We start from the raw sequence: 11661 nt of genomic DNA on the forward strand, positions 1-11661 counted from the left end.
AAATATCGAACTGTTTTGTGGGTTCTAAATTACTTCCAACAACCAATATCAAAGGGGTATAAACAATCCAAATTAGAGGGGTAAACAAACCGAAAACGGCCTAAAAAGTTAAATAAGGACTATTTTTAACAAAAGAGGATGAAAATAATATTTTTTATTTAGGGTTGTTAACCTTTTTCACTGCAACATTTAATTGAATATTGTTGGAGAATGGTTTCCTGAATTTTTTGATGTATTGGGAAGGGTTCATATTAAAAAGCTTGTAAAACTGCTCCCTAAAATATTTAGGATCATTAATGGCTACCATATAAGATGTTTCCTGTATGGTTTTATCTGTATTGATAAAAATTTCGGCCGCTTTCCTTAACCTGATAAACCGGATAAAGCCGTTAGCGGATTGTCCGGAAATGGATTTTATTCTTCGGTAGAGGTTAGATCTCGACATGCCAATAGCAGCGGATAGAGCGTCAATATTAAAATCAGGATCAGTCAGATTTTCCTCTACTATCTGGATGCAATTATCTAAAAACTCCTTGTATTCGGCAGAGATTTTTGTATTGTTGGAGTTGAGGGTAATTTCATTATAAAAGTATTTCTGCAATGCGTTTTTACTTTTTATTATGCTCGCCACCCTTGCTTTTAAAAAATCTTTATCGAAGGGCTTACTGATGTAATCATCAGCACCGCCTTCTATCCCCTGTAGCTTAACCTCGGGCGCAGAAATTGCCGTAAGGAGGATAACAGGTACATGAGAAATAGCGACATCTTCCTTTATTTTACTGCAAAGCTCTATCCCGGTTATGCCATCCATCATCACATCACAAATTACAATATCAGGCAACAGTTCTTTTACCATTTCATAGCCTTCTTCGCCGCTACTGGCTTCATAAAGGTGGTAATCCAATCTAAAAATCTGCTTTAAATACTCTCTGATCTCAATATTATCATCAATAATCAGAAGCGTTTTTAATTCTAAAGCCAATTGATTATCTACAACCGGCTCTTCAGCGGCCTCTACTATTTTATTTGCACTTATCTCATCTTCTATCAATTCTTTAAATAAAGAAGAATCCGTATCAACCAAGGCTTCTTCTAAAATTACGGCATCTATAAAATGAGTTTTCCCCCTTAACAGATTAATATTAAATGCTGTTCCTATATTTTCTGTACTTAAATAGTTGATGTTACCACCATGCATTTCCACAAAATTTTTAACCAGGTATAAACCAATACCAAAACCTCCCTTTGCCGATTTACTGCCTGCATCCTGATAAAATTTTTCGTAAAGTTTTTCTCCGGCAGCTTTAGTGATGCCGCAACCGGTATCTTCAATGCTGATTTGAATATTATCCTTTTTATGCTCAATGATCAGTTTTACAGAACCTTTTTCAGGTGTGAATTTAATCGCATTGGAGAGCAGGTTAAAAAACACAATCTCCATTTTTTCACGGTCGGCATAAAAAGGAATCACTTCTTCAGCACAAATAAATTCGAGTGCAATATTTTTTGATCTCGCCTGATGTACAAAGCAAAGAAATACCTCTTTACACAAGGCAACAAGATTTAATGGAGCTACTTTTAATTTACCTCCGTAGGTATCTGCTTTTCTGAACAGCAACAATTGATCAACCAAACTCAAAAGCCGTTTTGCATTACGGTAAACTATATTCAGGTCTGTGGTATCAACATTTTTGTCGTTTTTGTAAAGCAGCTCTTTTACAGGGTTAATAATTAGGGTAAGCGGCGTACGGAACTCGTGTGATACATTGGTAAAAAAAGAAAGTTTCTTTTCACTAAGTTCTTTTTCTTTTTCACTTTCAACCTGGGCAAGTTTGACCTTAAATTCAAGGTTAGAACGATGCTCGCGGTACTTAAGATAAGCATATACAAGGCCGGAGAAAGCCAGCGCATAGAAACAATATGCCCACCAGGTGCTATACCAGGGAGGGGTAATGATAATCTGAAGCGAGTTACCTTTTAAATTCCATACACCATCATTGTTGGATGCCCTTATTTTTAAGGTGTATTTTCCAGGATTTAAGTTGGTATAGGTAACCTTGTGCTCGTTACCGCTATAGTTCCATTTTTGATCGAAACCTTCGAGAAAATAAGCATATTGATTTTTTTCTGAAAGTGTATAATTAAGGGCTACAAAACCGAAAGAAAGCACACTCTGATCATACGGCAAGGTGATGGTTTTGGTCATGTAAACCGGTTGTTTCAATGGTGAACCATTACCAGGAACGATGAGTTTATTGAAAACAGAAAAATCAGAAAAATAAACTGCGGGTGCTACTTTATTGTAATTTAATTGCTGTGGATTAAAGTAAACAATCCCTTTATTGCCAGCCAGGTAAATTTCTCCTTTTTCATTTTTACAAATGGCCGCATTGGCATATACGCCGTCTTTTTCATCGTAATTTTTAACATTTTTCGTTTTAGGATCAAAAAGTGAAATCCCACGCTCCGTGGTTACCCATAGGTTGCCATTGTTATCTTCTGTGATATCGGTAAAAACGTTGCTAGTAAAGCCATTCTGCCTTGAATAAATTTCGAATGTATTTGTTTTGGCGATATATTTATTCAAACCATCGCGGGTACAGATCCAAACATTTTGATGCGAATCGAGGTAAAGGCTATTTACAATATTGCTACTGATTCCTCCTTTTGTGGAGTTGTTAATCATGTAGCTATTAAATTTTTTAGTTTTAGGATTAAAACGGTTAAGACCACTGCCATATGTGCCGATCCAGATATTGCCCTGGGCATCTTTTAAAAGACAATACAAGTGGTTATTATTCAGTGAGTTTTGATTTTTTGGATCATTAAAATAATGCGTATAGGATTTAGTTTTATCGTTATAAATTTTCAAACCGGCATCAGTAGCCAGGTAATACTCGCCATCATTTACCTCAATTAAATCTCTAAAAACATCTTCATTAAAAAAACTACCCAGTATGGAATGATGGCGGTGATGTATAAATTTCTGTTCACGGTTATCGTACCGGTCGAAACCATTTTCGCTCATTACCCATAGTTGTTTTTTATGGTCTTCAGCAAGATTTATTATCTGACTACTGGATAAACTGCCTGCATTATCACTATGTAGAAATTTATCAACGGTACGGCTTTGAGGGTTATATTTATAAAGGCCCTGGTTTGAACCTATCCAAAAAGCACCGTCATAATAAATAATTGATTTAATTTCTGCCTGCCCAAAAGGAAGTGGAATAAAGTTAAATTTATACTGGTTAAAATCGATTTTACTCAGGCCATTTTTTCCACAGATCCATATCATCCCTGTTTTATCCCTGTAAAGATCACCATTGGCAAAAAAATCAAGCCCGGTCAGTTTTTCCCATTTATTCTGTTTGGTATTTACCCAAAATAATCCGGCACTGCCACCCACCAACAATTTATCTTGCCCTAAATTTAAAACACTAAATATAGATGTGTTTCCCGTTCCATTACCTTGGAAAGCAGTAAATGCTTCTGTTTTCGGATCAAACCTGAAAAGATCGCCTTTCCAATAACATCCAATCCATATTATTCCATTGTCATCCAGGCAAAGCGTCCAAAGATCATTCGGATTTTTTTGCCCGGTAATTTCTTTCTGTGCGTAATTTGTAAACCGTTTAGTTTTTTGATCGAATTTATTTAACCCCTTGCTCCAATTGCCCAGCCACAAGTTGCCCACTTTATCTTCAGCAATAGCGTTAACTGACTTACCTTTAATGGAATACGGATTTTTACTATCCGGCTGATAGGTGGTAAACGTTTTTGATTTCCTGTTATAAAGGTTAAAGCCATCATCAGTTCCTACCCAAAGCTTATTTGTTTTATCGATCAGTAAGGACCAGATTTTGTTATTACTTAAAGAAAGTTTATCATTTTCTTTGTGGTAATAGCGTTCAAATTTTTCGGTTACAGGATCAAACCGGTTTAAACCATTCATTGTACCTACCCAAAAAATGCCCTGACTATCTTCTACCAATGCATTAATGTAATTACTGGTTAAAGAAGTACTATCGCCAGCAGCGTTTACATAGGTTTTGAAAGCATAACCATCGAATTTACAGAGTCCGTTTTCAGTGCCTACCCAAATAAATCCTCTTTTATCTTTTATTGCTGCCGTTGTATTTTTTGAGGGTAAACCATCATTGATGCCATAGGTTTTAATCACATAATTTTTATGACTGATATTTTGGGGCGATTGCTCTATCACCTGCCCTTTAATACTACAGACCAGCAACAAAAATTGAATGGTTAAAAAAATGAATCTCATAAAAAGACGGAAAGATTAGCTAATATACTAGAAATTGAAGATAATAGATTTTGCCAGGCGAAATTACAGCTTTCTTTGATTCGAAATACAGGGTTTATTAAATGCGTTAAAATGAACCATTTAGCCACTTTAATTTAGTATTGAATCGTAGTTTAGAAAGATGGATTTGTAGAATGAATTATCACTCATAAACCCTATCTCGTTAGAATTCTATGTTTTCCCATCACAATTAAGCAATTGTAATACAAAAACTTACCCAAATAACTATATTTTACTATTCCGTTTATTTTGAAAACAATTCCTTTAAGAATACATTTCAAATATATCAACTGATAACTTATAGATAGGCTTAATCTATTTTAGTAGCCAGTTCGATAAGGTTACAAACACCCAATTTATCAAATATCCTGCTTTTATAAGTACTAACGGTACCCATTTTTAAGTTTAATCGTTTCGAGATATCCACGATGCCAAATCCATTTCTGAGTAAATCTGCTACTTCAAGTTCTCTTTGAGACAATAACCTAAAAGGTTTTTCTAAAGATGAAGGTAAAATGCTTTTTATATATTTTTCTCTAACACTGCTATTCACATATTTAGTTCCTGCTAAAACCGCCGAAATTGCAGTTACTATTTCAGCTTCTTTAGCGCGTTTTGGCAAAAAACCATCTATTCCAACTTTAAAAAATGGCATGGCATATTGATCCTCATTAGAATGGCTAAATACAAGCACCTTTACCATGCTATAGATACTTTTAATTTCATTTACAATATTTTTTGCGTTACTATTTAATTTAATATCTGTAATAACCAGGTTTGGCAATTTTTTACTAAACAATAAAATAGAACTAACCGAACGGCCACAAATCACATCGGCATCAGGCCAAAATGTTAAGATTAAATCCTTGAGTCCGCGTTGGATTATTTCTTGTTCATCAGCAATGAAAATGGCAAGAGATTTTACAGTATTTCTTTTATACATTTTTTAGTGAATAAATAGTTACATAATAATAAGTTTGATTGCGTTTAGTAATAGTAAACATCTGTAACAAAAGTTACATAGTCAAGCCTGGTAGCCGTCCACTATTTGTCCATTTATTGTCCAAAGTATATTTCAGCTTAAAAAATCACAGTTAAACAATTGAATGCTAAATACTTATAACAAATAGAATGATTCTAATTATCAGCGGATAATAGTACCTGTAAACGTTTGTTTGCACCTTAATTGATAGGAATTGTTAAATTTTTATATAAACATTTTGATTATTTTATTCCTGAAATGCGTATTTAAGAATACAAATACTTAACAATTGCTTAATATGGGAAAGGAATTTTCGCAGAATGAATGCTGATCAGCTCTAAAAAAGATGTGTTTTATTTTCTTATTCAACCTAAAAGCCATTCTGAACACATGTATTGCTAAAGTTAAACTCAAACAAAACCTTCATTAAGAATAAAACTATCAGCAGGATTATGCAGGCAGCATTAAAAATGTTTCAGTCATAAAACTTTAAAATTTAAAGAAATCTATTCATCGCACAAACAAATAGTATATTAATAAACTTTTATATTATAACTTAGTATAAAAATACACCATATAAATATGCCAGACCTTAATCGAGCAGATTACGAAATTGAACCGGAATATTACGAAACGCCTTTAAAAGCAAACGCATTTGATATTGATGACGAAACCAAAATCGCCCTCATTTCGGAACATTTTACCAGCATACTTAATATCCTTGGGCTGGATTTAAGAGATGATAGTTTAAAAGGAACACCGGGCAGGATTGCCAAAATGTATGTAAAAGAAATATTTAGCGGACTAAACCCGGCAAACAAGCCTGCGGCCACCCTTTTTGAAAACCGTTACCGTTACAGTGAGATGTTGGTAGAAAAAAACATATCTGTGTTTAGTAACTGTGAGCATCATTTTGTGCCCATTACAGGGAAAGCACATGTTGCCTATATCAGCAATGGAAAAGTGATCGGCTTATCAAAACTCAACCGAATTGTACAGTACTATTCGAGGCGGCCACAGGTACAGGAAAGACTTACCGTGCAAATTGCCCAGGAAATTAAACGGGTAATGGATACTGATGATGTAGCAGTTATGATTGATGCCAATCACCACTGTGTATCATCACGAGGAATTCAGGACAGTGGCAGTTCAACAGTGACTACATCCTTTAGTGGAAAATTTAAGGATATGGATACGAGAAATGAATTTTTAAGATATATAGCGCAATGAGATTTAAAGACAAAAACATTCTTATCATCGGGGAAGTTCAGGGATAGGCCTCGATCTGGTAAAATTATTAGATAGAGAGGGTGCAAATATATATGCGGCATCCAGAAACAGTTCAGAAAGCTGGCCAGCATCAGTACACTACCAAGCGATTGATGTAATGGACAATATCGATGCACTTTCTTCCTTTCTTCCTTATGAGCTACACGGAGTGGTATATAGTGTAGGAAGTATTAACCTCAAACCCTTTGCGCGGGTAAGCGAAAAAGACCTGATAGATGATTTCAGGCTAAATGTTGTGGGCGCTGCACTCGTTGTACAGCTCGCATTAAAATCACTAAAAAATGTTCCTTCAGCGTCAATCGTGTTCATCAGTTCTGTAGCGGCCAGAACAGGAATGGGATTTCACTCAAGCACTGCAGCCTCAAAAGCTGCATTGGAAGGGCTTGCTATATCACTCGCTGCAGAGCTAAGCTCAAACGGAATCAGGGTAAATGTGGTATCGCCCTCGCTAACCAATACTCCACTTGCCTCCAAATTCCTCAATACACCCGATAAAATGGAGGCTTCGGCTAAAAGACATCCGATGGGAAAATACGGTGAGCCTGAAGACATTAGTGCGGCCATTGCATTTCTTCTTTCGCAAGAAAGCAGCTGGATTACAGGGCAAGTGATTCCAGTAGATGGTGGTATGGGCAGTTTAAGGACTAATTTGTAACCGATTAACAGAAAGTTTAAAACTAGGAGTGCTATTGGGCAGGATTATTAAAACAGCATGCAGTTATCTTTTATTCGAAAGAACCGCATCGCTATTTCCAGTTTTTAGCTAAGCCAAAACTATCCCTTTATTGGGCATAAAATTGTTAACAGTTATGAAAAACGAAAAATTCGATGTGGTTATTGTTGGTGGAGGGATAGCAGGTCTTTCTGCGGCCAAGCTCCTAAAACAGGCTGGCAGGAAAATTCTGGTTACTGAGGCGTCTGACGGATTAGGGGGCAGGGCAAGAAGCGACCATAAAGACGGTTTTATCTTAGATCGGGGCTTTCAGGTTTTGCTCACTGCTTACCCTGAAGCGAAAAAACTTCTCGATTATAAAAAACTTAACCTAAAGGCTTTTCTTCCTGGGGCAGAAATTCTTGATGAAAACGGAAGCCATAAAATCGGAGATCCAATCAGGGAGCCATTCATGCTGCTTAAAACCTTGTTTTCTCCTGTTGGTAGCCTTAGCGACAAGTTACGGCTGCTAAAATTAAAGGCCAGGCTAACATTCACGAGCGTTGAAGAAATATTTCAAAAAAAAGAGACTGAAACACTATCTTATCTTAATGATTTGGGTTTCAGCGAGAAATTTATAGCAAAATTTTTTAAGCCATTCTTTTCAGGGATTTTTCTCGAAAACAAGCTAGATACATCCAGCAGGATGTTCGAATTTGTTTTTAAAATGCTTAGTGAAGGTGCCGCCGCTGTTCCTGCTCTTTGGCATGGGCGAAATCAGTAAACAGCTTGCCGAATGTTTAAATCCGGATGAACTGGTACTGAAAGAGAAAATCATAGAAATAAAAAATGGCGTAGTATTCGGCAGTTCAGGGAGGAAATATGAGGCCGAATACATCATTATTGCTACAGGCACAAATAATATTTCCCAATCAGACCAAAACATGGATCTTCACCTCAAAAAAGATGCATTTACCTTATATTTTTCTAGCGATGAAAAAACATCCTCTTCAAAAAGAATCGCCTTGAACGCCATAAGTGGGCAATTGATTAATAATATTGCTTTTATGGAACATGTTGCGCCATCATATGCACCTAAAGGGCAGTCGCTTATTTCGGTATCGATCAGAACCGCAAATTTACCAGGAGCTGCAGATATTGAACTCCAAGTAAGGAAGGAACTAATACAATGGTATCCACAGGCGGCAAAATGGAAACTACTGGCCACTTATGCAATTCCTCACGCCCTACCGGATAATAAACATGCCGGGCATAAAATTGATCCTAAATTAACACAGATATCGCCAAAGTGCTACCTCTGCGGTGATTATTTGCTAAATGGATCGATAAACGGTGCCATGAAAAGTGCCTGCACCGTTGTTGATGAGATACTGAAAACAGGGCAAACTACCTGAAAATAACCGAACAGCCAGTTAAAAATACAAACCACAGCATCATGATGTACAATCTTTTAAGTGAACTGATAACACTCGTTAAAACTTACGAAAGCAGCAATGAAAACCCAAGCGAAGCGCTGGCTCCATTCCTTAGCTGGGTGAACAGTCGCGCTGAAAAGCCAAGGGCTGATGTGGATCATACCGATTGGGACGGAAAAGAAAAAGGGCGCTCGGCAGACAGTGTGATCAATACTTCGCTGGTACACCTGTACCGGTATGCCAAGTTGCATGCAAAAGCGGCCATTGCAGGTTCTGCCTTTTCTACACCTGATGAATTTATTTACCTGATTACTCTCGCCTCGGCGGGAAGCATGAGCAAAGCTGCACTGATTAGAGCAAATATTCATGAAAAAGCAACAGGTACGTTAATTATTAACAGACTACTAAAAAAGGGCCTTGCGCTGCAGCAATCTACCGATAAAGATAAGAGAAGCAGGATTATTCATATTACACCAGAGGGCAGCCGGCACTTAAAAGAAAGTATTGCAGACATTAAACTTGCTTCGGCAAATGTAACCCGTCCGCTTTCCGATTCAGAAAAAATGGACCTGATCCGGCTGCTGCTGAAACTAGAAGATTTTCATTATGAAAACCCGGCTGTAAAACTGTAATCGTCATATTAAAGGACTAACAAGCCAAATTAAATCAATCCGGTCCACAATTGTGGTCCTCCACCAGTATCAACAACAATGAAAGAAACCTTTGATAAAGTATCTGCCCAATGCAGCAGAAACGTTACCAGAACATACAGTACCAGTTTTTCTCTTGGCATCAATTTTCTAAATAAGGAGATCAGGGGACCAATTTATGCCATTTACGGATTTGTAAGGCTTGCCGACGAAATCGTTGACAGTTTCCATGGATATGACAAGGCATCACTTTTATTCAGGTTTAAAAGGGACTGTTTGGAAGCAGTGCGGGATTCGATAAGTTTAAATCCGGTATTAAACTCTTTTCAGGAAGTAGTTAATAAGTATGGCATAGATTTAAAACTAATCCATCTTTTTCTTAACAGCATGGAAATGGATCTTAACAGGGAAGTTTACACACAAGAAAAATATGAGCGTTATATTCTTGGTTCGGCACAAGTGGTAGGCCTGATGTGTTTATACGTTTTTTCCGACGGAAACATGGAAAGATACGAGCGGATGAAAGAGCCTGCAATGAAATTGGGTTCTGCTTTCCAAAAAATCAATTTTCTAAGGGATGTAAATGCAGACTTTTATCTGCTTGGCCGCACCTATTTCCCAGGCGTTGACCTTTCTGATTTTTCGGATGAAAAGAAAAGGGCGATTGAAGAGGATATTGCAGGTGAGTTTGATGCTGCATTGGAAGGCATACGCCAATTGCCAGTATCTTCTAGAGGTGGTGTATACCTGGCTTACATTTATTATAGAAAGCTTTTTGATAAGATTAGAAAGAAAACTGCTGCTCAGCTAATGGCAGGAAGAATCAGAATTTCGAATGCCTATAAATTCAGGCTTATGTTCAGCTCTGTTCTACGCCAACGTACAGGTAGAATATAAGCTAAAAGATTAGGGTAGTTTATAAAGATGAAAACAGTAAAAAAAGAAAACTTTCCGTCAAAAATTTGCGCCACTTGCGGAAGGCCTTTTTTATGGAGAAAAAAATGGGCAAAGGTATGGGAAGAAGTGAAATATTGCAGTGATAAGTGCCGTGGAGAAAATTCTTTTAAAATTTCCTCTTGAAAATGTTTTGATACTCAAAAATTATATACTGGTTTTGGTTTCCAGAAAGGAAATCAGTTCAGGATAAAAATCTTCAATGCTTTTGTAGCGGCTGGTGTAATTATCCATAAAAAGATACAAATCATTAGCCCATTTAAAATGCTTTGCCTGGTTTGATATTTCTGCTTCACCGCTTTCTTTCCCAAATTTTTGTGCCAGTATTTTTGCTACGCAAGTTCTTACCAATAGTTCGTCTACTTCATTTTTCCATTGCTCATCAGGCAGTTTTTTTCCTTTAGCGGTAGTCAGGAAATTATCTTTGATCTTAAATAATCGATCGTGATAATTGTTCACAAAATTTTTTAGATAAATATGACTACATTCATGGGCAACCACATTTAATGCAGGTTCAAAATTAACGGAACTATCATTTGTTAGTTTCTTGGTTTTATATTCAATATAACCAGCTTTAGCCATTATTTTTCCGGCATACTCTTTTTCATTTGATGATATTGCATTACTCCCATGGTTACATAATATATCGGTGTAAATTACGTATTCACCGTTTCGCTTCGTTCTGTAAAAAGAATCCACGTTATTAAGTATCTTACTTTTTTGGATATACAATTCTCCTTTTTTATTGATGCGGTTGTATTCTAAGCGATGTTTTTTTATAAAATTTGATACCTGGCAATCCTCATAAAAAGTGTTGAAGCGAAATAAAAAAGTATCCAAAGGAGCGTTTCTAACATAATTAACTTCTGGCTTGCTCACTAGTTTAAATGGATGCTCCTCTGATAAAAAAAGACCCAACGAAGCCATATCAGGACCGTCCCAGTTTTTAAGTTTTCTATACCAATTTAAAGACGGATGGTTGTTATACTTTTTGAAATATGCTTTTACATCACGATAATAAGTTGATGGTGTAGGTTTAGTGTCAAGTGTATCGGCAGTGGCAAGTGTGTAGAATATACTTAATGCCTCAACTCTCGGGTCGGTTTTTATGGAAAATATTTTTTGCCCGTATGATCCATTTGCCTGAATTGTGATGATTAAAACTAAAATACATTTTAGAAGCGATTTTATCGTCATACTTACAAATGTATAAAGAGAGTTGGAAAATCATAATTTAATAACTAAAAATGGTTTTAAAAACTGAGCACCCGCCTTTTTACCATACTTTCTGCAAAGAATCGTAAAGATTTTCATTTCCCAATCGATCTATGTTACATTTTGATAAAAAAGTAGTGAGAATAGTAAGGTTTAAA

10 protein-coding genes are annotated in these 11661 nt (G+C 36.4%); 7 read left to right on the forward strand and 3 right to left on the reverse strand.

The window, feature by feature from the left end; translation table 11 throughout:
- Positions 1–154 precede the first annotated feature (154 nt).
- Complete coding sequence (locus AC0IWE_RS14875; protein WP_471793670.1) at positions 155–4285, reverse strand: hybrid sensor histidine kinase/response regulator transcription factor; 4131 nt, start codon at positions 4283–4285, stop codon at positions 155–157.
- Between the two features lie 349 nt (positions 4286–4634).
- On the reverse strand, positions 4635–5267 hold the full coding sequence (locus AC0IWE_RS14880; protein ID WP_471793671.1) for a LuxR C-terminal-related transcriptional regulator: 633 nt from the start codon (positions 5265–5267) through the stop codon (positions 4635–4637).
- 621 nt (positions 5268–5888) lie between these two features.
- On the opposite strand from AC0IWE_RS14880, the gene folE reads away from it, so the two are divergent.
- From folE to AC0IWE_RS14915, 7 genes are all read left to right on the forward strand, one after another.
- On the forward strand, positions 5889–6536 hold the full coding sequence (folE, locus tag AC0IWE_RS14885) for a GTP cyclohydrolase I FolE (protein ID WP_471793672.1): 648 nt from the start codon (positions 5889–5891) through the stop codon (positions 6534–6536).
- Positions 6537–6624: 88 nt separating this feature from the next.
- On the forward strand, positions 6625–7251 hold the full coding sequence (locus AC0IWE_RS14890) for an SDR family NAD(P)-dependent oxidoreductase (protein ID WP_471794049.1): 627 nt from the start codon (positions 6625–6627) through the stop codon (positions 7249–7251).
- A 154-nt stretch (positions 7252–7405) separates the two neighbouring features.
- Complete coding sequence (locus tag AC0IWE_RS14895; RefSeq protein WP_471793673.1) at positions 7406–8032, forward strand: FAD-dependent oxidoreductase; 627 nt, start codon at positions 7406–7408, stop codon at positions 8030–8032.
- A complete protein-coding gene (locus AC0IWE_RS14900) occupies positions 8016–8663 on the forward strand; it encodes an FAD-dependent oxidoreductase (protein ID WP_471793674.1) in 648 nt (215 codons plus the stop codon). Before AC0IWE_RS14895 ends, AC0IWE_RS14900 begins: the two co-directional genes overlap by 17 nt.
- 41 nt (positions 8664–8704) lie before the next feature.
- Positions 8705–9316, forward strand: a complete 612-nt coding sequence (locus AC0IWE_RS14905) for a MarR family winged helix-turn-helix transcriptional regulator (protein ID WP_055911361.1) — start codon at positions 8705–8707, stop codon at positions 9314–9316.
- Between the two features lie 78 nt (positions 9317–9394).
- Entirely contained in the window at positions 9395–10231 is an 837-nt protein-coding gene (locus tag AC0IWE_RS14910) for a phytoene/squalene synthase family protein (protein ID WP_055911363.1), read from the forward strand.
- Between the two features lie 27 nt (positions 10232–10258).
- The gene (locus tag AC0IWE_RS14915; RefSeq protein ID WP_471793675.1) at positions 10259–10414 is read left to right on the forward strand and encodes a DUF2256 domain-containing protein; all 156 of its coding nucleotides are present in this window, start codon (positions 10259–10261) and stop codon (positions 10412–10414) included.
- Between the two features lie 21 nt (positions 10415–10435).
- Here the strand turns inward: AC0IWE_RS14915 and AC0IWE_RS14920 are convergent, their stop codons facing one another.
- Positions 10436–11485 (reverse strand): DUF4932 domain-containing protein, encoded by a 1050-nt coding sequence (locus tag AC0IWE_RS14920; protein ID WP_471793676.1) that lies wholly within the window; start codon positions 11483–11485, stop codon positions 10436–10438.
- Positions 11486–11661: the final 176 nt, after the last annotated feature.

The organism is Pedobacter sp. AC402, from assembly GCF_979252805.1.